The following is a 22234-nucleotide window of genomic DNA, read 5'->3' on the forward strand; positions in this document are numbered from 1 at the left end:
AGGCCGGCGGAGGCGGACGCCGACGACATGAACTTTGCGGGAGACCATCATCGGCGGGCCGACGTGAAGCCGGCCGACGCCGTGACGACGGCCGTGACGGAGGATTGCGCTCCGCCCGCGCAGAAGCGCTCCTACAGGAACCGCTACGCTTGGCTCGGCACCGCGGCCAGCATTGTCATCTTTGCGGTGTCCCTCGGCGTGTTGTGGAAGCTGTCGCAGCAGGTCACCTGGGCTGAGCTGCATGCGGCGTTGACGGCAGCCACCGGCGAACAGCTTGGCCTCGCCTTCCTGTTCGTCGGGGTGAGTTATCTTTTCCTCACCTGCTACGACGCCCTCGCTCTCCGCCAACTGAAGATCAAGGTTCCCTACAGGACAACGGCGCTCGCCTCGTTCACCAGTTATGCGGTGAGTTTCACCCTGGGCTTCCCGCTCCTGACTGCGGGGACGATCCGCTACTGGATCTACTCGAAGAAAGGTTTGAGCGCGGCGAAGATCGCGGCGCTCACCGTCATCGCGGGATTCACCTTTTGGCTTGGCATGGGCGTCGTCCTCGGCCTCAGCCTCGTGGTCGAGGCAGGGCAATTGGCGGCGCTCACCTTCACCAGCATCCGTCTGAACCAGGGTGTCGGTTTCGCGGCGCTCCTCATGGTGTTCGGCTATCTCGGCTGGGTCTCGCTCAAGCGCCGCCATGTCAGGGTCAAGGGCTGGTCCTTGGAACTACCCGGCGCCACGGTATCCATGAGCCAGATGGTAGTGGGCATCGGTGACGTCTGTGCTGCAGCGGCGACGCTCTATGTCCTGCTTCCGGCCGGCTCGACCATCGGGTTCACCACTTTCGTCGGCGTCTACGTGCTGGCGGCCATGCTCGGCATCGCCTCCAACGCACCGGGCGGGCTCGGGGTGTTCGAGGCGACCATCCTACTCGCCCTGTCGAGCTTGCCGCGGGATCAGGTTCTCGGCTCGCTGCTGCTGTTCCGGGTCTGCTACTACCTCGTTCCCTTCGCGGTCGCCCTGGCGATTCTCGGCATCTACGAGATCGTCCGGCGCCTGCGCGGGGCATCGCCGTCTACGTCCAGCGGCTCCTGAGCGGTGTCTTCGGCCAGGGAACGGTGAGCGATGGCCCGTGGCGCGCGAAGATCGGCCTGGATCGGCGCAGGCATCGCCGCCACGATCACCGTGATTGCCTCGAGCGTCAGAGGTGACCTCGATCCTGCCGTCGTCGCGACGGGTGTGGCGGCGGTCGTCGCGGGTGGCCTCGTCGGCAGCCTGAGCCGGCCGAGAAGGGTGGCCCCGCCCGAGACCGCTGCCCGCACGCGCCATTCCATCGCCGAGGCCCTTCTGGCCAACATTCCCGATCCGGTGATCCTAGTGGATCGGCGTAGTGTGGTCATCGAGGTCAATCCGGCCGCGCGCACGCTTCTGCCAGCCCTCAAGCTCAAGCACCCGCTTTCGTTTGCCCTGCGGGCGCCTGACGTACTCGACGGGATCGAGGAGGTGCTCCGCACCGGCGCCCCGCTGAAGACCCTCTATACGACGCGCGTGCCGACCGAGCGGGCGTTCGAGGTGCAGATCGGCGCGTTGCCCATGCCGGACGGCCCAGGGGGCGGACAACCGAACGTCGTCCTGTTCCTTCGCGATCTCACGGCGGCGCGTCGTCTGGAGGCGATGAGAGTCGATTTCGTCGCCAACGCCAGCCACGAGCTTCGCACGCCGCTCGCCTCTCTCCTCGGCTTCATCGAGACCCTGCAGGGACCGGCCAAGGCCGACGCGCCGGCCAGGGAGAAGTTCCTCGGCATCATGAAGACCCAGGCACAGCGCATGACGCGCCTTATCGACGACCTGCTGTCGCTCTCGCGTATCGAATTGCGCGAGCACGTGCCGCCGACGCAGGTCGTCGATTTCGGTCAGATCGCGCGACAGATGCTGGACATGCAGGGGCCGCTGGCCCGCGAGCGCGGTGTGATCATCACCCTCGACGCGCCGGATTCTGCCTATCCGGTGCTCGGCGAGCGCGACGAACTTGCCCGCGTGGTCGAGAACCTTGTGGAGAATGCCGTGAAGTATGGGGGCGGCAACGTCGTCGTCGGTCTCGAACGGACCCTTCGCCCGGCGTCGGGAAAGCCGCAGATCGCGCTCAGCGTGCGGGATGACGGACCGGGTATCGCCCCTGAGCACATTCCCCGCCTGACGGAGCGATTTTATCGGGTCGATGTGGCATCGAGCCGGCAGAAGGGCGGGACGGGGCTTGGTCTCGCCATCGTCAAACACATCGTCAATCGCCACCGCGGCAAGCTCGTCATCGAGAGCGAGCCGGATCTGGGCACTACCGTCCGCGCGCTGCTACCGGAACGGCAAGCTGGCGACGATACATCCGCGAACGTCTGATTCTGATCTGTCAGTTCCGACTGGTGCCGAGGCGCCGGTACTGCGCCTCGATGATCGCCTTCAGAACAGGCAGGAAGGGGGAGGGGCTCAAGCGCTGGTCGACCGCATGGTCGAGCATGCTCAAGGCAGCCACCTGCTTCGCCGGACCGGGAAACGTCGCGAGATAGGTCTCGATGCAGGCATTGGCCTCGGCTTCACCCGCCGGGAGGTCGGAGGTGATCAGCGCGCTCAAGGTTCGCATGCAGGTGTCGAGAGGCTGTATCATCGCCTTCCTATGACGCGGAAACGTGCCGGACGCCATGCGCACGCGACGCAATGAGCCATGCGTCGCAGCCTTGACCTTCCTACGATGGGAAGCCCCACATAGGCCCGTATGGATATCGTGATCATTTCCCCCGAGCAGCGCCCCAGCACGGGACGTCGTGTCGACCTTCCGGTCGTCGGCATGAGCTGCGCGTCCTGCGTCGGCCGCGTCGAGCGCGCCCTCGCTGCGCTCCCAGGCGCATCTGACGTCGCCGTCAATCTCGCCGCCGGCCGGGCCAGCCTGATCCTAGATGGCGACCCGGCGAGCGTCGTCGCCGCCATCGGCAGGGCCGGCTACGAGGTGCCCGAGGCCGTCACCGAATTGTCCGTCGGCGGATTGACCTGCGCCTCCTGCGTCGGCCGCGTCGAGCGCGCGCTTCGCGCTCTCGACGGGGTGAGCGTGGCCAATGTGAACCTCGCCACCGGGCGGGCAACAGTGCGCCATGCCGAAGGAGCGGTCGACCTCACGAATCTCGTTGAGGCCGTGACGGCCGCCGGCTACGAGGCCTCTCCCCTTGATGAGGGGAGCGTCGGTGTGCCGAAGGACCGGCGCGAGCGCGAGGCTTCGGAACTCCGGCGCGACGCCATCATCTCCGCCGTCCTGTCGGCCCCGATCGTCGTCCTCGACATGGGAGGGCACTTGATCCCCGGCTTTGGCGAGGCCATCCAAGCCCATCTCGGCACAGCGGCCGGCCTGTTTCAGGCCGTTCTCGCCACCCTCGTCCTCGCATGGCCCGGACAGCGCTTCTTCCGGCAGGGGGTCCCGGCCTTGCTGAAGGGGTATCCGGATATGAACGCCCTCGTCGCCCTCGGCGCCGGGACTGCGTTTTTGTACTCTCTGGTCTCGGCCCTCGCGCCGCAGATCCTGCCCCTGGGAACGGCCCATCTCTATTTCGAGGCCGCTGTTCTCATCGTTACGCTGATTCTCCTCGGCCGCGCCTTGGAGGCTCGGGTCAAGGGGCGTACCGGCGCGGCCATAGCGCACCTCGTCGGACTCGCGCCGACGACCGCCCGCCTCATCCGGGATGGGCGCGAAAGCGACATTCCCCTTGCGTCCCTTCGGCTCGGCGACATCGTCCGCATCCGTCCCGGCGAGCGCATCGCTGCCGATGGCGTGATCGTGGCGGGGGGGAGCTTTGTCGATGAGAGCATGGTCACCGGCGAACCTTTGCCCGTGCGGAAGCGCGAGGGTGACCGCACGGTCGGCGGCACGCTGAACACCAATGGCGGCTTCGACCTGCGCGTTGACACGATCGGCGCGCGAACGGTGCTGGCGCAGATCGTGGCCATGGTCCAGGCGGCGCAGGGCGCCAAGCTACCGATCCAAGCCCTGATAGACCGGGTGACCGGTTGGTTCGTGCCAGCCGTCATCGCCGCATCCCTGACGACCTTCGTCGCATGGCTTGCCTTCGGTCCGAGCCCCGCCCTTGGCGTGGCCCTCGTCAACGCCATCGCCGTCCTCATCATCGCCTGCCCCTGCGCCATGGGACTGGCGACGCCGACCTCGATCATGGTCGGCACGGGGCGCGCGGCGGAACTCGGCGTGCTCTTCCGTAACGGCGCGGCCTTACAGGCCCTGCGCGACGCCAAGGTCGTGGCTTTCGACAAGACCGGAACCCTCACCGAGGGCAGGCCAGCCCTCACCGACCTCGTCGTGACAGACGGCTTCGAGCCGGATCTGGTGCTACAATTTGCGGCCTCGGCGGAAACGCGATCCGAACATCCCATCGCGCGCAGCATCGTCGAGGCGGCCGGTGAACGGGGCCTGTCCCTGCTTCCCGTAGACCGTTTCGAGGCCGTGCCGGGCCACGGCGTCGAGGGGAGCGTCGGCGGGCAGGCGATCATCGTCGGCGCACGGCGCCATCTGGACGGGCACGGCATCGCCGTGGCCGGTCTCGCCCAGGCTGCGTCCCGGCTGGAGAGAGAGGGAAAGAGCCCCCTCTACATCGCCATCGACGGCCGCCTCGCCGCCCTCGTGGCTGTATCCGACCCGATCAAGGCAGGTGCGGCCGAGGTCGTCTCGGCCCTGAAGGCGCGGGGCATCGTGGTCGCCATGGTCACGGGCGATGCAAGGGGAGCGGCCTCCGGGGTGGCAGCCCTTTTGGGAATTACCGAGATCGTCGCCGAAGTTCTTCCCGGCGGCAAGGTCGATGCCGTGCGCGACTTGCGCGCCCGCTTCGGTCCGATCGCCTTCGTCGGAGACGGCATCAACGATGCGCCGGCCCTCGCGGAGGCCGAGATCGGGCTCGCCATCGGGACGGGTACGGACATCGCCGTGGAGAGCGCCGACGTAGTGCTGATGTCAGGGACGCTGCCCGGCATCGTCTCTGCCATCGACCTGTCGCGCGCGGTGATACGCAACATCACACAGAACCTGTTCTGGGCCTTCACCTATAACGTCGCGCTGATTCCCGTGGCGGCGGGCCTGCTCCACGCGTTCGGCGGCCCACTTCTCTCGCCGGTGCTGGCCGCGGGCGCCATGGCGCTGTCGAGCGTGTTCGTGCTCGCCAATGCCCTCCGCCTTCGCAAGGCGGGACGCCGGGTGGGAAGCCTGCGATGAGCGGTGCCGTCACTATCGGCGTGGCGGCGAAGGCCACTGGCGTCTCGGCCAAGATGATCCGGTACTACGAGGAGACCGGCCTGCTGCCGCCGGCTGATAGGACCGCATCCGGCTACCGACTCTATGGCGAGGAGGATCTGCATACCCTGCGCTTCGTGCGCCGGGCCCGAGATCTCGGCTTCTCTGTCGAGGACATCGCCGGCCTTCTCGCCCTTTGGCAGGATCGCGGACGCGCCAGCGCTCAGGTGAAGGCCCTGGCCCTGCACCATGTGGCAGACCTGCGCCGCCGCATCGCCGAGCTGGAGGCCATGGCCCGAACCCTGGCATCGCTGGCGGACCATTGCAGCGGAGATTCCCGCCCGGATTGCCCGATCCTCGACGATCTCGCCGCAGATCATGCGCCGGATCCACGATGGCCTCACCGGGTAAAACCGCTCTCCCGCTAGCACTCGGTATCACGTTCTGAACATGAACTGTTGGCCGTGTCCTTTGCAATCGATCTAAATGGCCTCGGCTTTGCTGGGATGCGCTATGGTCTAAGGGCTCGCCCCGAGACGAGCCAAGACGCGCAAGAGACGTGAACCATGCCCATCGTCGACCGGATCGCAGCCTTGGCGGATGAGATCACCGCATGGCGTCACGACCTCCACGCTCATCCGGAGTTGCAATACGACGTCCATCGCACAGCCGGCTTCGTCGCCGACAAGTTGCGGGATTTCGGCTGCGACGAGGTCGCCACGGGGATCGGCCGGACCGGGGTCGTCGGCGTCATTCGCGGGCGCTCGCACGGTTCGAACCGCGCCATCGGCCTGCGCGCGGACATGGACGCGCTGCCGATCCAGGAGGAGCGCGACCTCGCCTATCGTTCCACCATGCCGGGGCGGATGCATGCCTGCGGGCACGACGGCCATACCGCGATGCTGCTAGGCGCCGCCAAGTATCTCGCCGAGACGCGCGATTTCGACGGCACGGCGGTGATGATCTTCCAGCCCGCCGAAGAAGGTGGCGGCGGCGGCGAGGCGATGGTCCGTGACGGGATGATGGAGCGGTTCGGCGTCGAGACTGTCTACGGCCTGCACAACATTCCCGGATTGGAACTGGGCTGCTTCGCCATCCGTCCTGGGCCGATCATGGCCTCAACCGACCGCTTCACCATCACAATCGAAGGGCGCGGCGGCCACGCGGCGCAGCCGCATCTCGTCATCGATAGCGTGCTGGTGGCGAGCCACATTGTCGTCGCGCTGCAATCGGTGGTGGCGCGCTACGTCAACCCCCTTGAGAGCGGTGTCGTGTCCGTTTGTGCCCTTGAGGCCGGAGACGCCTTCAACGTCCTGCCCCAGCAGGTGACCATGCGGGGCACCTTGCGTGCCCTCTCGAAGACGGTGCGCGCTACCATGCAGGAGCGCATCGGCGCCATCGTCACGAACACAGCCGCCGCCTACGGGGCCACTGCCCGCGTGGATTACAGTGGCGGATATCCGGTGACGGAGAACCACCCGGTCGAGGCGGATTTCATCGCCGACGTGGCGGCGGGGATCGTCGGGGACAGCCATGTGGAGCGGGATGTGGCGCCGATGATGGCGGCGGAGGATTTCTCATACATGCTGGCCCACCGGCCTGGCGCCTATATCTTCATGGGCAACGGGGATAGTGCGGGGCTTCACCATCCGCATTATGATTTCAACGATGCCGCCATCCCCTACGGGGCCTCGCTCTGGGCGAGGGTGATCGAAACGGCTTTGCCGGCTCGCTGACGGTCACCTCGGTCGAACCCCGGGGACTGCCATACCCTTCACGGATCAGGTCGCCGGGCAGGCCACGCCACCGGGCAGGATGATCGGCTTCCCGTTCATCGCGCGGATGGGCCACGTTACCTCCTTCTCGAACGAGAAGGAGGTCAGTGCCGGGAAGATGTCGAAGATGGGTCTATACTCGATCGTCATCTTGGCGATGACGTAGCGGGCCTTGTCGACCGCTTCCGAGGGCGGCGGCGCTCCGAGGTCCGTGGAAGCCGCATATTTCTGGGCGTTGAACGCCGTGCTGGAGCAGGCCTTGGCTTTAAACGAACCGTCTTTCTGCTGGTAGACGCCCGCTGACGTCAGGACGATCTTCGCGTCGGTGGCGTCGTATGGCGCCATCATGTTGCGGCCCGTCTTGTAGACGCCGTCCACCTCTTGAGTGGTCAGGGTCGTGCGTGAGATCAGATCGGCCATCGAGCGAGCGGCGCGGTTGGCATGTTGCCCGGTCGTGTAGGCACGGGGCAGTTCGATCGTTCCCATGAACAGCAGGATCATCACCGGCGCGACGAGGGCGAATTCCACGGCGGACACACCCGACCGCTCGCTCACGAATCGCCGGCAGAGGAGGATTGCCCGCATCAATTCGCCTGACATTTTCCCTGCGCGTATGGCTCCGCACGAAACACGACCATCGACCGGATCATCTGCTCGTTATTCGGCAGGGGTGGCAAGGTGAGTTTCGATGTCGGAAAGTAGCGCGGTATCGCCGCCATGGCGCAGATCGTGACGATGTCATCACCGTTGGGACACTGGAATTTCGTGCCGAAACTGGTGGAGATCGACTGGCTCGTGCTGTCGTAGGGTGAGCACGTGACAGGCGCGTCGCCGAATTCCGAAGTGGTGACCTCGAGTTTGATCTTGTCCGGGTTGCACGTGAACAGCGTAGCGTCCCTGCACATCTCCTGGATGAGGCGGGTCGCTGGATCGCTGCCGGTGGAGCCCTGTTGAAACGTGCCGGTGAAGACGGCCCGCGCGGCCCGATCGAGGGCGTTATCGAAAGAAACCTGGGCGACCATGAACATGAAGCCCTCCAGCATCGCGCCGAGCAGCACGAAGAAGGGGAGGCTGATGAGCCCGAATTCGACGGCCGTCGCACCGCTTCGGTCGCCTGAGAGATTCCGCAGCGTGCGCTTGTGCAGGCGAGGGCGTCCCCAAACGTTCATCGTGAGATTCGCAATTCGCTCATCTGTGCTCCGATTGCCTTGAAGGCATCGGTGAGCGTTGCGGAGTTCTGAACGTCATAGAACTTGTCGGTGCTTGTGGCGCAGTTGCGCAGGATGTCGCTGGTCCCCTCATTCACCTCGACGCGAACCGTGAAGATGGTGATGCCGGCATTCTTCATGTTGGAGCAGAGCGTGGAAAGCCGGGCATTCATGGCGTTCGTACGGGTAGTGGTATTCGTCGACGTGGTCCCGATCCGGTTCTGCCAGATGAAGCCGAGGCCGGAGTAGATCGACGCGTTCGCAGACGATCCGACGTAGGAGGTATTCTGGCCATCCGTCATCAGGACGACGAACTTCCGGGTGTCCTTATCATCATAGGGCACACCCTCAGCGAAGGGAGCGTTCGGAGACAGCAGGTGCCATCCCCAGACCAGCCCCATGGCGATGTTCGTGTCGCCGACAATGGTCATCGCGTTGATCGCGCTCGTGAGCGTCGATTGTGACGTGGTGAGACGCGTGATGGGCTGGAGTTCGCAGCCGGAATTGGGGCCGTAGAGATAGGGTATGTTGCTGCTGATCCGGCCTTTTTGTAATATGACATTTTTTGAATATTTTGCGATCTGGCCTTGTCTAGTACGATAGTCGGTCACCGATGACGTATTGGCATAGTCGTACATGTAATCGTTGATGGCGTTATTGTCTTTGTCGGATTCGTCAGGCGCGAAGAAGGGCACGAACAAGGTATTGGGAGTGGCGATCGACGGCGGCGTGTCCTGAACATCGTAGGGTGCGGGGCGGCTTTCGACGCACCCGCCCCATGCAACCCCCATCTGGCTGAACAAGGTCAGGCGGTTCGCCGACGAGACGAAGATTTCTGAGTGATATGAGGCCTTCGCATCCTTATCCAGCCATGACTGGGTCGCATTCGCGGGCCCGACATTCACGGTCATCGAGAAAGGGACGATTCCGATCTTAAGGGCGTTAGGCTTGGTGGGGTCGGCCTCCTTGAACAGCGACGTGACGAGGTCATTGGCGGCGGTTTTCAGGTTGGTGATCTTCGTGCCGCTCATCGAGCCGGTATTGTCGAGAACGAGGGCGATCTCGAGATTACCAGATCCGCGTGTGCCCGCGGCCGTGACGGAGACCGGAAAGGTATCGTAGCCGGCGATCTTGGACACGCTGGTGGGGCTCTTGCCGACCACAGTCACGGTGATCGTATTGTCCAAGCGCGTCGCGGTAACCTTCGTGCCGGTGTCCACGAGCTTGGGGACGGCAGCCCTGATCTGCTTGTCCGCCTTAGCCTGGAGGTCGGCATTCGTTGTGGAGAGCGGCAACTTCAGGAGGGAGATCACGGTGGAATCCGCGGCATCCTGGAGGCCTTGTTGGGCCATGGAATTCACGCCGTAATCGATCACAAGCCCCGACAGCAACAACAAGGGAATTGAGAGCAGGGCGAATAGGATAGCGATGGCGCCATCGGTCTCTTTGCGGAACCGACCGAGCAGATTGATTGCCGGCTGTCTGATGCGCGTCGTCATGCCCGGAGACGTAGGGCGAACCTTCTAACGGAATACTAAATCCCGCCGGCCGTTTGCAGTCGACGGGGGACAAGGTTCGATGAGCGTCAACAACTCGTGTGTCGAACGCAAGAGAGTGATGGTATTCTTACCGCTCCACGCCGATGGATTGTAGCCAGCGCCAGCAAATGTCGATTAACTCAACCCTGGCGTGCTGTCCCGCCCAGGTGGAAGACGCGATGCGGAACCAACTCGCCGCGCTCGACATCACCGACGGCCACGAGGATACCGCCGCACGTGGCAAAAGCCTTGCCCTCCGTGGGGGCGTCTTGCCCACGGAGGAGGACCGGCTGGCCCCGCATCAGTCGAAGCGCCATGTCGCGCGAGACGGCCACGGAGACGACAGCATCGAGAGCCGTTTCGACGGGTCGGAGATGGGCGGCGTTGCCGTCGGGGCCGCCCTCTTCGAGGGTGGCGACGAGGCAGGATTCGGCTTCCGCGAAAGGACCGACACGGGTGCGGCGGAGCGCCGAGACATGGCCGTAGCAGCCGAGCACGCGACCGAGATCGCGGGCGATGGCGCGCACATAGGTACCCTTTCCGCATTCGGCCGAAATGACGGAGCGATCAGGCGTATGTTCGACCACGGCGAGATGGTCGATCTGGACCGGGCGCGCGACTAGTTCAACCACCTCGCCATCGCGGGCGAGATCGTAGGCTCGCTCACCGGCGATCTTGATCGCCGAATAGCGTGGTGGCACCTGCTCGATGGCGCCGATGAAAGCGGGGAGCGCAGCCTCCACGAGGGCGCGGTCCGGCCGAGAGTCGCTGGTGGCGACCGGGCGTCCTTCCGCATCGTCGGTATCCGTCTCGATGCCCCAGGTCACGGTGAAGATGTAGGCCTTGCGGCCATCCATGACGAAGGGGACAGTCTTGGTCGCTTCGCCGAGGGCGATCGGCAGAATGCCGGAGGCCAGCGGATCGAGCGTGCCTGCATGGCCCGCTTTCTTTGCGTTGAAGGCACGCTTCACCACGGCAACAGCATGAGTTGAGGTCATGCCGACGCCCTTGTCGAGGATCACCCAACCGTTCACGTCGCGGCGCTTGGGCCGATCCGCGCCTTGACCCCGTTGCTGGCGGCGGCCCTGGGAGGGTCTTTCCTCGACGGAATGGTGGAGCTGCGGGGAGGCGACGTCGGAATGCTCGATCGTCGGATCGTTGATCATGATGTCCTCGTCGACGGCGAGATAGACGCAACGGCTTCTCCAGCCGGGACATCCTTATCTACGCCAGGGTCAGTTCGTGATGGGGTGTAACGCCGGACTCAGATCGTATGGATCCAATCGGTGTCACCGCGATGGTCAGTTCTGAGCGTCACCGTCTCGATCGTTCGAATCCCGGGGCTGCGATTCGAGATCCCGCCGAACCTTCTCGGTCCTGAGAAGGGCGTCGATCCGATCCGCCTCGTCGAACGTCTCGTCACGGAGGAAGCGTAGATCTGGCGCGAATTTTAGGTTCACGCGCCGGGCGACTTCCTGGCGCAGCGCCTTCTTGTTGCGCTCCAGGGCCGCAATCACTGGTTTCTCGTCAAGCCCGCCGAGCGGCATGATGTAGGCCGTGGCGATCTTGAGATCCGGTGACATCCGTACTTCCGGCACGGTGATGACGTGCGAGCCAAGGATGGGATCCTGGATGTCGCCGCGTTGGAGCACCTCGGCGATGGCGTGCCGGATGAGCTCGGCCACGCGCTGCTGGCGCTGCGAGGGACCGCTGGGATTGGGTTTCTGAGCCATGGTCGCTTGGTCTCGGATCCGGGATTGCCTGGCGGGGGCGCAACCCACCTAACGGGGGGGGCGCATCGACGTGCCGGCCCGCTTCAAAACAAAACGGCGGCTGCAGCATGCGCTGCAGCCGCCGGGTTCGTCTGGCCACGTCGCTGCTAGAGCGTGCGGCGGATCTCCTCGACCCGGTAGCACTCGATTGTGTCGCCGGCACGCATATCCTGGAAGTTCTCGAAGGACATACCGCACTCGTAACCCGAACCGACTTCCTTGGCGTCGTCCTTGAGGCGCTTCAGCTGTGACAGCTTGCCCTCGTGGATCACCACACTGTCGCGGATCAGGCGGACGTGGGCACCGCGCTGAACGACACCGTCGGTCACGCGGCAACCGGCGATCTTGCCGACCTTCGACACGTCGAAAATCTGCAGGATCTGCGCCTCGCCGAGGCGCTCCTCGCGCAGCGTCGGCGGGAGCATGCCTGAGAGCGTCGCTTTGATGTCATCCACGAGGTCGTAGATGATGTTGTAGTAGCGGATCTCGACACCCTTGTTCTCGGCCGATTCGCGCGCTTCCTTATGGGCCCGCACATTAAAGCCGATAACGACGGCCTTGGAAGCCTCCGCCAGGGTCACGTCCGACTCGGTGATGCCACCGACACCCGCAAGCAGGATCCGCGCCGACACCTCGTCGTTGCCGAGTTTCTCCAGCGCGCCGATAATGGCTTCCACCGAACCCTGCACATCGCCCTTGACGACCAGGGCGAGTTCCTTGCGGCCCAAGCCTTCCTTGAGGTCGCGCATCATGTCGACGAGCGAGCGGTTCGCGCCACCTGTCCTTGCGGCAATGCGCTCACGCTTCTGACGGGCGCGGTACTCGGTGACCTCACGGGCGCGGGCTTCGTTCGGCACCACGGCCACGCGGTCACCCGCATCCGGAGTTCCATTGAAACCGAGCACCTCGACCGGCACAGACGGGCCGGCATAGGGGATGCTCTCACCCTTATCGTCGATGAGGGCGCGGACGCGACCCCATTCGGCTCCGGCGACAACAATGTCGCCCGTGAAAAGCGTTCCGCGCTGCACGAGCACCGTGGCCACGGGCCCGCGACCGCGATCGAGTTTCGCCTCGATGACCGTGCCCTCGCCGTCGCGGGCCTCGTTGGCGCGCAGGTTCAGGATTTCGGCCTGGAGCTGCAGACCTTCGAGGAGGTCCGGCAGACCGTCACCGGTCTTGGCGGAGACCTCGAATTCAAGAGTCTCACCGCCCATCGATTCGACCTGGATGTCGTGCTGCAGCAGCTCGGTGCGGACCCGCTGTGGGTTCGCCTCCGGCTTGTCGATCTTGTTGATCGCTACGATAAGCGGCACGCCAGCTGCCTTCGCATGGCTGATTGCCTCCACCGTCTGGGGCATGACGCCGTCATCGGCCGCCACAACGAGCACAACGATGTCCGTCACCTTGGCGCCACGGGCGCGCATCGAGGTAAAGGCCGCGTGACCGGGGGTGTCGATGAAGGTGACCATGTCACCCGACGGCGAGGCCACCTGATAGGCGCCGATATGCTGCGTGATACCGCCGGCTTCGCCGGACACCACCGCTGTCTTGCGAATGGCATCGAGGAGCGAGGTCTTGCCGTGATCGACGTGGCCCATGATGGTCACGACGGGCGGACGCGGATCGAGATCCTCCTCAAGGTCCGGCTCGTCGTTGAACAGGCCTTCTTCGACGTCGGACTCGGCGACGCGGCGCACGGTGTGACCGAGCTCTTCAGCAATGAGCTGTGCCGAATCCGAATCGATCACGTCGGTGATCTTGTGGATCTCCCCCTGCTTCATGAGCAGACGAATCACGTCCACGGCCCGCTCCGACATGCGGTTGGCGAGTTCCTGGATGGTGATCGTCTCGGGGATCGTCACCTCACGGGAGAGCTTCTCCTTCTGCTCCACCTGCCGGTTGCCGCTCATGCGCTGCTGGCGGCGGCGGAACGATGCGACGGAACGCGTACGCTCGTCCTCGCCCGACGTGGCGGTGGCGATGGTGAGACGCCCGCGGTTACGGTCGCCGCCCGGCTGCTTCGGGGTCTTGGGCGGCGTGATGATCTTGAGCGGCATGCCGGGGCGGCGGATCACGCGCTTCTGCTCGCTCTCCTCCTCGGCGGCCTGGGGCCGTCCAGGCACGCGGGCGGCAGGAGCCGCCGCACCGGCTGGACGTGCGGCCGTGGCGGCCGTCGGTGCCACCTCAGGCTCGGGCGCCGGAGCAGGCTTGGCCATGAAGTTCAAATCGCGCGGCTTGCGCACATCGGCAGTGATGGTCTTGCGCGGCTCAGCCGGTGTCGGACGGGCCGTGAGCGGCTGACGTACCGCAGGGGCCGCCGGACGCGCCGGAGCCGCAGCCTGCGGAGTGGGAGCAGGTGCAGCCGGCGCGGGCTTCGGAGCAGCCGACATCGGAGCCGAGACAGGCGCCATCGGCACCGTCTTGGATACGGGCTTCGGCGGCGCTGCCGGAACCGGGGCAGTTGTAGCGGGAGTTGCCGCAGCGGCCTCCTTCGCGGCGGCCTCGGCGGCGCGAGCCGCCTCGCGAGCGGATTCTTCCTCGGCACGCAGGCGAGCCTGCTCCTCGGCGCGAAGGCGCTCTTCTTCCTGGCGACGACGCTCCTCGGCCTCGCGCTGGCGGACTTCCTCAGCCTCGCGAGCACGCTGCGCAGCGGCCTCTTCCTCGACCTTGCGGCGTGCTTCCTGCTCGCGACGCTGGGCGTCGGCGAGAGCTGCAGCACGCGCATCGCGCTCCTGCTCGCTCAACGTCCGCAGCACGACGCCACCAGCTGCCCGCTGAGCGGGACGCGGAGCCGCAGGGGCGGGAGGCGCCACGCGCGACGCGGGGGCGACCGGTTGCGTTTCGCGTACGGGAGCGGCCGGTGCCGCCCCAATAACGCGTCGCTTCACGGTCTCGACCACGACCTGCTTGGAGCGGCCATGGGAGAAGCTCTGACGCACAGTTCCCTGCTCGATCGGGCGCTTCAAGGACAGCGGCTTCGAGGGGGGTCGTGCCTGCGTCTTGTCGCCCGGATTATTCGTATCGCTCATTCAGTCCAAACCCTGAGGGTTTCCATCGTCCCGTGAACCGGCAAACTGCTGTGCGCCGGGTAAATCCGTCTCGTCGTCGTCCTGCAGAGTCTAAGCGGTCTGCCCTGTTCGGGCGTAACCCGCCTCCTCGGCCGTCGTGGGCTTGCCCTCGAAAGAGCGTAGCCGACGCCAACGCGCAAGGCAGCCGGTGCTTCCGACTCCTGCGACAAGCGCCGCATGTATCACATGATCCCGACCCAAGGCCATGTCCAATTCTTCATTGGACAAATCATCGATGACCGGGACACGGGATATGGCATCGCCATGCCTCCGGTGCAATGCCGCAGCGATCTTCCGTCTGCCATCCGCACTGCCATCCGAGGCCTGGATCACGGCGGCGACACCGGCCTTATCACCGATCGCAGATTCAACCTTGGCGAAGCCGGCCACGAGGCAACCCGCTTTATTGGCGAGCGACAGGGACTGACGCAGGTCCTCGCGCAGGACCGCGGCGATCCGGTCACCCAGATCCGCCGGTGCCGCAGCATCCTTGGTCTTGAAGGCGCGCTGGAACAGCCGCTTCTTCAAGGCCGCCTCGACTGTGATGCGATCGGCGGTGAGCCAAGCGCCGCGCCCCGGCAGTTTCGCTTTCAGATCGGTAATCACCTCACCGTCCGGCGAAAGAACGAAACGAATCATCCCATCCGGACTTTGCGAAACCCGGCTGACGAGGCATGTGCGCATTGCATTGCGCCGGCCGCGTCCGAGACCGGGATCGAGCAGCGTGCTCGGCTCCGGCTCGACGGCATCGTCCGCGACATCTGCGTATTCGCCCGTCATGCGGCGGTCGGATCCCTGTTGATCGTCGCACGGACCGCGAGAATTCGCGGCCCCATCACCTTGTAACTCACCGCCAACCCCGACGTGGGGGTGCCGAAGCGGACCTAAAGCGATCTTCGGTCGGCCTTTCGATCCCTGGAGCCCTCCTGCGACATCCGCCGAGGCGGGCGCTTCAGGATAAGGGTGGAGCGCCCGGGACGCCCGGAACTCCGTGCTCAGACCGCCTCGGGCTCTCCGTCGGGGGTCTCGGCCTCATCCGCCTCGACCGGCGCCTCGATCCATCCGGCCTTGACGCGGGCCGCCATGATCATGGCTTCCGCTTCAGCGCGGGAGATCTCGAACCCGTCGAGATAGCCAGCATGCTTGGTGGCCTCGGGGCCGCGTCCCTCGGTGTAGCCAACGAGATCGTCCGTGGCGCAGCCCGCGAGATCTTCGACCGACTTCACGTCGTTCTCGCCGAGCGCCACCAGCATCGGTGTGGTCACGCCGTCGATCTCGCGCAGTTCGTCGGCGACGCCGAGTTCCTGGCGCTTGGCGTCGAACTCCGACTCGACGCGAGCGAGGTGATCCTGGGCGCGGGCCTGGATCTCGGTGCCGCTCTCCTCATCGAGACCCTGAATGTTGGCGAGCTCGCCCGGCTCGACATAGGCGATTTCCTCGACGTTCCGGAACCCTTCCGCGGCGAGGAGCTGACCGACGGTCTCGTCTACGTCGAGCGCGGCCATGAATACGGCGGTGCGCTCGGCGAACTCCTTCTGGCGCCGCTCGGACTCTTCGGCCTCGGTGAGAATATCGATATCCCAGCCCGTGAGCTGCGAGGCGAGGCGCACATTCTGGCCGCGGCGGCCGATCGCTAGCGAGAGTTGATCGTCGGGCACCACCACCTCGATGCGGTCGGCCTCTTCATCAAGGACCACCTTGACCACTTCGGCGGGCTGAAGCGCGTTGACGATGAAGGTCGCCTGATCCTCGGACCAGGGGATGATGTCGACCTTCTCGCCCTGCAACTCGCCGACCACCGCCTGGACGCGGGAGCCGCGCATGCCGACGCAGGCACCGACGGGATCGATGGAGCCGTCTCTCGAGATCACGGCGATCTTGGCGCGCGAGCCGGGATCGCGGGCCACCGCCTTCACTTCTACGATGCCGTCGTAGATCTCCGGCACTTCCTGGCCGAAAAGCTTGGCCATGAATTGCGGGTGCGAGCGGGACAGGAAGATCTGCGGGCCGCGCACTTCCCGGCGCACGTCGAACAGGTAGGAGCGGATGCGGTCGCCGGGGCGGAAAGTCTCGCGCGGAATCATCTCGTCGCGGCGCACGATGCCCTCGCCGCGTCCCAGATCGACGATGACGTTGCCGTACTCGACCCGCTTGACCAACCCGTTGACGATCTCGCCGATGCGGTCCTTGTACTCGTCGAACTGGCGGTCGCGCTCGGCGTCGCGCACCTTCTGGACGATGACCTGCTTGGCCGACTGGGCGGCGACGCGGCCGAAATCGAAGGGCGGCAGGGTGTCGGAGATCACGTCCCCAACGAGCGCCCCGGGATTGTAGCGGCGAGCCTGGTCGAGGGTGACTTCGCGGGCGTCGTTCTCGACCTCGTCCACCACCACGAGGTGGCGCGACAGGCGGAGCGCTCCGGTCTTGGGGTCGATCTCGGCATGGACGTCCGTCTCGGCGCCGTAGCGCGAGCGGGCGGCCTTGGCGATGGCCTCCTCCATGGCGTCGATGACGATGGAACGGTCGATCACCTTCTCACGTGCGACCGCTTCGGCGATCTGCAGGAGTTCGAGCCTGTTGGCGCTGACGACAGCCATCGGATTTCATCCCTCTCTTCGTCGTGTGTTCTTTTCGGAATCCCCGGTGTGCCATCAAGCACCCGCCTGGGCTCCGGGCCGATGCTCTAGTGAAGCTTGCCGTCGTCCTTGACCCGCACCGCCTTGGTGCGGACGGGCTTGGCCTTGTTGGCCCGGCTCGCCTCGGTTTCGATCTTTTCGGGCTTGGGCTTGGCCGAAGCCTTGGGCTTCAGCGGCCGCTCGACCTTCTTCTTAAGAGGGGCGGGGGCCTCAGCCTCGGTACCCTCTTCGATCTCGTCTTCGTCCTCGTCGTCCAGCATCGGCGGCGGTCCGCCGCCGCGGCGCAGCGATTCGCGCACGAGATCGTCGGTGAGGACGAGGTAGGCGTCGCCGAGATCGCGAAGGGGCAGGTCGATGCGGCTCGGCAGGCCTTCCTTCACGTCGGGCAGATCGATCGGCACCGTGAGCCCATCCGCGTTGGGGGCTCGGATGATCCCGCGAAAACGCTTCCGGCCGTCGAGGGGTATCGCCAGCTCGATCTTGGCTTCGTAGCCGGCCCAACGCTCGAAATCGACGGCCCGCACCAGCGGCCGGTCGATGCCGGGAGAGGAGATCTCCAGATAATAGGCCTTGCCCACCGGGTCGTCGAGATCGAGGAGGGGCGAGATCGCCCGGCTCACGGTCTCGCAATCGTCCACCGTCATGGTGCCGTCCGGCCGCTCGGCCATGATCTGCACGGTACAGCCGTTGGCGCTCGACACCCGCACCCGGACTACGCGATAGCCGAGGCCCTCGATCGAAGCCTCGATGACCTGCACGACCCGTGCGGCGACGCCGGTCTCGGTGATCAGACGTTTTTCGGAAGTGTCCGCCATGCTGCGCTGTACGTCCGGCCTTGCGTGAAGCGATCCGGTGCGAGAGGCGTTGCGGCAATAAAAAAGAGCGGACCCGGTGGGGCCCACTCCCGAACCGCAGCCTCAAGACTGCAACCAGAACTGATATGCTATGAGTAGTCCCATCGTCGGATCGTTTCAAGCGATTTCGCGAGCCGTTCCCCGGTGGAGCGCATCCCGGTCGCTCCGTCGCCGTCAACTATTTCCAGGGAGCCTCGCCCATGACCGCCGATCCGTCATTCGGCCCCGACCCGGATTGCCTTCACCCGGTTGCGGGCCACAGCCGCATCACCTTCATCCGCAATCTCTCCCTACCGCCGAATGTCGAGGTCGGCGCCTACACTTATTATGACGACCCTGCCGGCCCGGAGGCCTTCCTCGACAACATCCTCTACCACTTCGCCTTCCTGGGCGACCGCTTGCGAATCGGTCGCTTCTGCGCCCTCGCGGCGGGCACGCGCTTCCTCCTGAACGGGGGCAACCACCGCCTCGACGCGCCCTCCACCTATCCGTTCCTCATCTTCGGTGGCGCCTGGGCCGGACGCTTCCCCGAAGAAATGGCCTTTCCCAACCGGGGCGACACGGTGATCGGCAACGATGTCTGGCTCGGCTACGACAGCACGATCCTACCGGGAATCCGCATCGGCGACGGTGCCGTGGTCGCCGCCAAATCCGTGGTCACCCGCGACGTACCTCCCTACGCCATCGTCGCCGGCAACCCGGCCACGCTCGTGCGGATGCGCGTACCGCCCGATATCGCCGCGCGACTCCAGGCAGTGGCGTGGTGGGATTGGGATGCCGAGCGGATCACCCGGTGCCTGCCGGCGATCAGTGGTGGGGATGTGGCGGCGTTGGAGGCCGAGGCGGCTTGAGGCCTGACCGATCGGTGAACTGCCACGCGCGGCGAAAAACGCCGCGTCAAGTCTTGAGCTTCGGCAATCCCGCCGCCACCGACATCCCGCTCGAACCGTCGATTTGCTCCGTGATCTAGCAAACACCCTCCAGCGGAAACGCATTCCGCTGCCAGTACGGCTCTATGGGGCTCCCGACGAGGTTTTCCGCCTCCCATTGCGCGAGGAGGGCGCAGAGCGAGGCGCGGTCGCCGGAGCGCAGCGGCTGGTCCAGCGCACGAAGTCGCTCGTACATGCGCTGTTGCGCCGGGCTTTCTGCAGGTTGGCCCCCGACACGGTGAGCTTTTAACTGAGACAGGAGCTCTCTCGCCCTTTCAATCTCGCCGAGCGCGATGCAGGCACCGAGATGCCAGTAATGATCCAAGTACCCGCTTCGCTGCGGATCGCCGCGCTGGAATTCGAGACACTTGCGCGTTGTGTCCAGGGACCGGAACAGCGGCAAGATATCGGCCTCGACGCGTTCGATGAAGTCCTCGTAGATTGTCGGATCGGACCAGCGCCAGCCCCATCCGCCCGGAAAATGCTTGGATCGGCCAAGTCGATCGCCGCAGCGTCCCAGGCCGAACCACGATGTTGTTTCAGGGGTGAAGAACTCGACGATATGCCAACTGATGGCACAACTCCCCGCATCAGATGTTCGATCGATCAAGATCAACCGCCCGACGTGATCGATCGGCGTAAGCCACAAAGTGTTCTTTCCAACGTCCACGAGATCGGAGTTCCGCGCAAGAAGTGGCGCCGACAGGTCTTTGATCTGGCGTGCGGTCGTCATGGGCGCGGTCGGACCTGAATCATGATGATACCTCGCGAGGTGGGGAAATGCCGCTTTGCGGTTCTGGCCAAATCAATGGCTCGCCTTGGGCGGAGGCCCTCCCTGCCCGTCTTAGGATCGTACACACAGACCATCTGGTCCGGCGCCAGCTCGTAGAGATCAAGCCGCACCGAATTTCCTGCGCCGTAATGTGCTGTTCTGCCACTCGCCCTATCTAGGGAGTACTCAACTTTGATTTCCGGGTAGCCCCGTGCCCTGAATGTTTTTCCGATATCAAGATGAATAAGACTTCCAAGTCTTGTTTTGTCGAGATTTGGGTTAGCCGCCGTGTCGCCTCGTCTGTGACGGCCTGAACTTCCTCGCTGTGCGGGCAGAATTGGTCGAGTGTCGGTTGATCGACCGGTCCGACCCACACGACCGGGAACTTCTTGTCCTCGTCCGGCTCAAAATCATATCGCATGGCAATCGAGCCCGGTTCATTCCCGAAACCGGCGGATCGCGCCGCGAGAACCGTCAATAACATCGCCGCAGCTTCGAGCGTCGCGGCAACGGCCGGTGCGACGGCGAGCGCCGCCGGCAAGAAGGCCGGCTGAACCGTCGCATCGTATGCGGCGCGATCCATGGCGAATGCCGAATGCGACAGTACCTCGCCGGTCTGCCCGTCGCGAATCGTCTGGCTCTCGCCCGCATTATCGAAGACGCGGCTGTCGCCGTCCGGCGTGACGACGGTGTGCCGCTCGTCCCAGTCGCCCCGTCCGGATCGGATACGGAGGGTGAGAACCTCGCCGCCGCCGTCCAGTAGGGTACGTTTCGGTGCCTCCGAGCCCGGATCCGCCGCATCGAGGGACGCCCGGCTTCCACCCTGCGACCGGTCGGCCGGAGCACCGCCGGCGCTGCCACCCGAAACCCAGCGCCCGCCATCGCTCTGGACCGCCGGCGCGCGGGGCTGATCCGGGCTGTACTTCTGGCTCAACGCGCGGCGCAGGCGGACCAGCTTCATCTCCGTCCGCAGAACCGCGAAAAGAAGGCGTAGATCGCGCACCTCGGCGGTATTCCCGAAGGCGACCCGGCGCTCGATCTTCGACATTGTGATCGCCTCAGTTCATGATATGTTCTATCTCCTAGTAGGCGATTATAGGAAAAAATTCAAGGTATTTTGTCTTTAGAAGGCGGCTTCAGAACGCAGAACGCCGCCCCGCGAGCGGGACGGCGTCGATCCGATCAGTCTCAGGAATGTCGCACGATGTCGTCGAACCCCCTGGCATCGAACACGATCACACGGATTCCATCCTTGTCAGGAGACGTAATCCAAGGCTTTGTCCTTCGGGCGAGCCCTCCGGTCGTCGATGTGTCGCTCGAAGGAAACCTCTTCAGGCCGCCGCCCGTTCCTTCAGGAGCTTGCGGTTGATCAGCATCTCGGCGATCTGCACCGTGTTCAGGGCCGCGCCCTTGCGCAGGTTGTCGGCGACGCACCAGAACGAGAGGCCGTTATCGACCGTCGAATCGGCGCGGATGCGCGAGACGTAGGTCGCGTCTTCGCCTGCCGCCTCGTGGGGGGTCATGTAGCCGCCGGGCTCGCGCTTATCGACGACCAGGATGCCCGGCGCCGAGCGCAGGAGGGCGGTGGCCTCCTCGGGCGAGATCGGGTGCTCGAACTCCACGTTCACCGCCTCGGCATGGCCGATGAACACCGGCACGCGCACGCAGGTCGCCGTCAGCTTGATCTTGGGATCGAGCATCTTCTTCGTCTCGGCGACCATCTTCCACTCTTCCTTGGTGGAGCCGTCGTCGAGGAACACGTCGATCTGCGGGATGACGTTGAAGGCGATGCGCTTGGGGAACTTCTCCATGGTCATCTGACCGGCGGTGAAGACCGAACGGGTCTGCTGGAACAGCTCGTCCATGGCCTCCTTGCCGGCGCCGGAGACCGACTGATAGGTCGCCACCACCACACGGGTGATCTTGGCCACGTCGTGCAGGGGCTTCAGCGCGACGACGAGCTGCGCCGTGGAGCAGTTCGGGTTGGCGATGATGTTCATCTTCGAGAAACCGGTGATCGCGTCCGGATTCACTTCCGGCACGATCAGCGGCACGTCGGGATGGTAGCGGAAGGCCGACGAGTTATCGATGACGACGCAGCCGGTCTGGCCGATACGCGGCGACCATTCCTTGGAGGTCTCGCCGCCGGCGGACATCAGGCAGATGTCGGTGTCTGAGAAATCGTAGGTGTCGAGCGCCTTCACCTTCAGGATCTTGTCACCGAAGGAGACTTCCTGCCCGGCGCTGCGGCGCGAGGCGATAGCCACGACCTCGTCGGCGGGGAATGCCCGCTCCGACAGGATGTCCAGCATCTCGCGTCCGACATTGCCCGTGGCACCGACGACGGCGACCTTGTAACCCATCTCTCCAACTCCGCTTCGTGATGCCCTGGCTCGCCACCGTGGCCGGGCTC

At 65.0% G+C, this 22234-nt stretch carries 19 protein-coding genes; 6 read left to right on the forward strand and 13 right to left on the reverse strand.

Going from position 1 to position 22234, the window contains the following annotated elements; all coding sequences use genetic code 11:
- Positions 1-27: 27 nt before the first annotated feature.
- Together K368_RS0109750 and K368_RS0109755 are read left to right on the forward strand one after the other, a co-directional pair.
- Positions 28-1086 (forward strand): lysylphosphatidylglycerol synthase domain-containing protein, encoded by a 1059-nt coding sequence (locus K368_RS0109750; protein WP_027172236.1) that lies wholly within the window; start codon positions 28-30, stop codon positions 1084-1086.
- Between the two features lie 30 nt (positions 1087-1116).
- On the forward strand, positions 1117-2385 hold the full coding sequence (locus K368_RS0109755; RefSeq protein WP_027172237.1) for an ATP-binding protein: 1269 nt from the start codon (positions 1117-1119) through the stop codon (positions 2383-2385).
- 10 nt (positions 2386-2395) lie between these two features.
- On the opposite strand, the gene K368_RS0109760 is transcribed toward K368_RS0109755, so the two are convergent.
- Positions 2396-2626 carry a hypothetical protein gene (locus K368_RS0109760; protein ID WP_245259547.1) on the reverse strand — a complete coding sequence of 77 codons (231 nt, stop codon included), beginning with the start codon at positions 2624-2626 and terminating at the stop codon, positions 2396-2398.
- A gap of 132 nt (positions 2627-2758) precedes the next feature.
- Here K368_RS0109760 and K368_RS0109765 point away from each other — a divergent pair, with 132 nt between their 5' ends.
- The 3 genes from K368_RS0109765 (at position 2759) to K368_RS0109775 (ending at position 7002) form a co-directional block, all read left to right on the forward strand.
- Positions 2759-5248, forward strand: coding sequence for a heavy metal translocating P-type ATPase (locus tag K368_RS0109765; RefSeq protein ID WP_027172239.1), 2490 nt, complete (start codon positions 2759-2761; stop codon positions 5246-5248).
- Positions 5245-5694 carry a Cu(I)-responsive transcriptional regulator gene (gene cueR, locus K368_RS0109770; protein WP_027172240.1) on the forward strand — a complete coding sequence of 150 codons (450 nt, stop codon included), beginning with the start codon at positions 5245-5247 and terminating at the stop codon, positions 5692-5694. Before K368_RS0109765 ends, cueR begins: the two co-directional genes overlap by 4 nt.
- Positions 5695-5832: 138 nt before the next feature.
- Complete coding sequence (locus K368_RS0109775) at positions 5833-7002, forward strand: M20 aminoacylase family protein (protein ID WP_027172241.1); 1170 nt, start codon at positions 5833-5835, stop codon at positions 7000-7002.
- A gap of 45 nt (positions 7003-7047) precedes the next feature.
- Here the strand turns inward: K368_RS0109775 and K368_RS0109780 are convergent, their stop codons facing one another.
- The 9 genes from K368_RS0109780 to rimP form a co-directional block, all read right to left on the reverse strand.
- Entirely contained in the window at positions 7048-7641 is a 594-nt protein-coding gene (locus K368_RS0109780; RefSeq protein WP_036266153.1) for a TadE/TadG family type IV pilus assembly protein, read from the reverse strand.
- On the reverse strand, positions 7626-8210 hold the full coding sequence (locus tag K368_RS0109785; RefSeq protein WP_027172243.1) for a TadE/TadG family type IV pilus assembly protein: 585 nt from the start codon (positions 8208-8210) through the stop codon (positions 7626-7628). The genes K368_RS0109780 and K368_RS0109785 overlap by 16 nt, the downstream gene beginning before the upstream one ends.
- Positions 8207-9748, reverse strand: a complete 1542-nt coding sequence (locus K368_RS0109790) for a TadE/TadG family type IV pilus assembly protein (RefSeq protein ID WP_036266156.1) — start codon at positions 9746-9748, stop codon at positions 8207-8209. Before K368_RS0109790 ends, K368_RS0109785 begins: the two co-directional genes overlap by 4 nt.
- A 179-nt stretch (positions 9749-9927) precedes the next feature.
- Positions 9928-10953: a tRNA pseudouridine(55) synthase TruB gene (truB, locus tag K368_RS0109795; protein WP_027172245.1), complete on the reverse strand. Its 1026-nt coding sequence runs from the start codon at positions 10951-10953 to the stop codon at positions 9928-9930.
- 135 nt (positions 10954-11088) lie between these two features.
- Positions 11089-11520, reverse strand: coding sequence for a 30S ribosome-binding factor RbfA (gene rbfA / locus K368_RS0109800; RefSeq protein WP_027172246.1), 432 nt, complete (start codon positions 11518-11520; stop codon positions 11089-11091).
- Positions 11521-11666: 146 nt separating this feature from the next.
- Positions 11667-14591, reverse strand: coding sequence for a translation initiation factor IF-2 (gene infB / locus K368_RS0109805; RefSeq protein WP_027172247.1), 2925 nt, complete (start codon positions 14589-14591; stop codon positions 11667-11669).
- A 90-nt stretch (positions 14592-14681) separates the two neighbouring features.
- On the reverse strand, positions 14682-15410 hold the full coding sequence (locus tag K368_RS0109810; RefSeq protein ID WP_051439827.1) for an RNA-binding protein: 729 nt from the start codon (positions 15408-15410) through the stop codon (positions 14682-14684).
- 215 nt (positions 15411-15625) lie between these two features.
- Positions 15626-17227, reverse strand: a complete 1602-nt coding sequence (gene nusA, locus K368_RS0109815; protein ID WP_027172249.1) for a transcription termination factor NusA — start codon at positions 17225-17227, stop codon at positions 15626-15628.
- A gap of 86 nt (positions 17228-17313) precedes the next feature.
- Positions 17314-18081, reverse strand: coding sequence for a ribosome maturation factor RimP (gene rimP, locus K368_RS0109820; protein WP_027172250.1), 768 nt, complete (start codon positions 18079-18081; stop codon positions 17314-17316).
- A 239-nt stretch (positions 18082-18320) separates the two neighbouring features.
- Between rimP and K368_RS0109825 the strand changes: the two genes are divergently transcribed.
- Positions 18321-18971, forward strand: a complete 651-nt coding sequence (locus K368_RS0109825; RefSeq protein WP_027172251.1) for a CatB-related O-acetyltransferase — start codon at positions 18321-18323, stop codon at positions 18969-18971.
- A 115-nt stretch (positions 18972-19086) separates the two neighbouring features.
- On the opposite strand, the gene K368_RS0109830 is transcribed toward K368_RS0109825, so the two are convergent.
- The 3 genes from K368_RS0109830 to K368_RS0109840 all read right to left on the reverse strand — a co-directional run bounded on the left by K368_RS0109830 (position 19087) and on the right by K368_RS0109840 (position 22184).
- Positions 19087-19782: a hypothetical protein gene (locus K368_RS0109830; protein WP_027172252.1), complete on the reverse strand. Its 696-nt coding sequence runs from the start codon at positions 19780-19782 to the stop codon at positions 19087-19089.
- A gap of 214 nt (positions 19783-19996) precedes the next feature.
- The gene (locus K368_RS0109835; protein WP_027172253.1) at positions 19997-20869 is read right to left on the reverse strand and encodes a hypothetical protein; all 873 of its coding nucleotides are present in this window, start codon (positions 20867-20869) and stop codon (positions 19997-19999) included.
- 283 nt (positions 20870-21152) lie between these two features.
- A complete protein-coding gene (locus K368_RS0109840) occupies positions 21153-22184 on the reverse strand; it encodes an aspartate-semialdehyde dehydrogenase (RefSeq protein ID WP_027172254.1) in 1032 nt (343 codons plus the stop codon).
- Between the last annotated feature and the right edge of the window lie 50 nt (positions 22185-22234).

The sequence above is a fragment of the Methylobacterium sp. 10 genome, assembly GCF_000519085.1.
Classification (GTDB): Bacteria; Pseudomonadota; Alphaproteobacteria; order Rhizobiales; family Beijerinckiaceae; genus Methylobacterium.

Coding starts and splice junctions, on each gene's coding strand:
- K368_RS0109750 (WP_027172236.1), top strand. CDS start 28: ATGAACTTTGCGGGAGACCATCATCGGCGGGCCGACGTGAAGCCGGCC.
- K368_RS0109755 (WP_027172237.1), top strand. CDS start 1,117: ATGGCCCGTGGCGCGCGAAGATCGGCCTGGATCGGCGCAGGCATCGCC.
- K368_RS0109760 (WP_245259547.1), bottom strand. CDS start 2,626: ATGCGAACCTTGAGCGCGCTGATCACCTCCGACCTCCCGGCGGGTGAA.
- K368_RS0109765 (WP_027172239.1), top strand. CDS start 2,759: ATGGATATCGTGATCATTTCCCCCGAGCAGCGCCCCAGCACGGGACGT.
- cueR (WP_027172240.1), top strand. CDS start 5,245: ATGAGCGGTGCCGTCACTATCGGCGTGGCGGCGAAGGCCACTGGCGTC.
- K368_RS0109775 (WP_027172241.1), top strand. CDS start 5,833: ATGCCCATCGTCGACCGGATCGCAGCCTTGGCGGATGAGATCACCGCA.
- K368_RS0109780 (WP_036266153.1), bottom strand. CDS start 7,641: ATGTCAGGCGAATTGATGCGGGCAATCCTCCTCTGCCGGCGATTCGTG.
- K368_RS0109785 (WP_027172243.1), bottom strand. CDS start 8,210: ATGAACGTTTGGGGACGCCCTCGCCTGCACAAGCGCACGCTGCGGAAT.
- K368_RS0109790 (WP_036266156.1), bottom strand. CDS start 9,748: ATGACGACGCGCATCAGACAGCCGGCAATCAATCTGCTCGGTCGGTTC.
- truB (WP_027172245.1), bottom strand. CDS start 10,953: ATGATCAACGATCCGACGATCGAGCATTCCGACGTCGCCTCCCCGCAG.
- rbfA (WP_027172246.1), bottom strand. CDS start 11,520: ATGGCTCAGAAACCCAATCCCAGCGGTCCCTCGCAGCGCCAGCAGCGC.
- infB (WP_027172247.1), bottom strand. CDS start 14,591: ATGAGCGATACGAATAATCCGGGCGACAAGACGCAGGCACGACCCCCC.
- K368_RS0109810 (WP_051439827.1), bottom strand. CDS start 15,410: ATGACGGGCGAATACGCAGATGTCGCGGACGATGCCGTCGAGCCGGAG.
- nusA (WP_027172249.1), bottom strand. CDS start 17,227: ATGGCTGTCGTCAGCGCCAACAGGCTCGAACTCCTGCAGATCGCCGAA.
- rimP (WP_027172250.1), bottom strand. CDS start 18,081: ATGGCGGACACTTCCGAAAAACGTCTGATCACCGAGACCGGCGTCGCC.
- K368_RS0109825 (WP_027172251.1), top strand. CDS start 18,321: ATGACCGCCGATCCGTCATTCGGCCCCGACCCGGATTGCCTTCACCCG.
- K368_RS0109830 (WP_027172252.1), bottom strand. CDS start 19,782: ATGACGACCGCACGCCAGATCAAAGACCTGTCGGCGCCACTTCTTGCG.
- K368_RS0109835 (WP_027172253.1), bottom strand. CDS start 20,869: ATGTCGAAGATCGAGCGCCGGGTCGCCTTCGGGAATACCGCCGAGGTG.
- K368_RS0109840 (WP_027172254.1), bottom strand. CDS start 22,184: ATGGGTTACAAGGTCGCCGTCGTCGGTGCCACGGGCAATGTCGGACGC.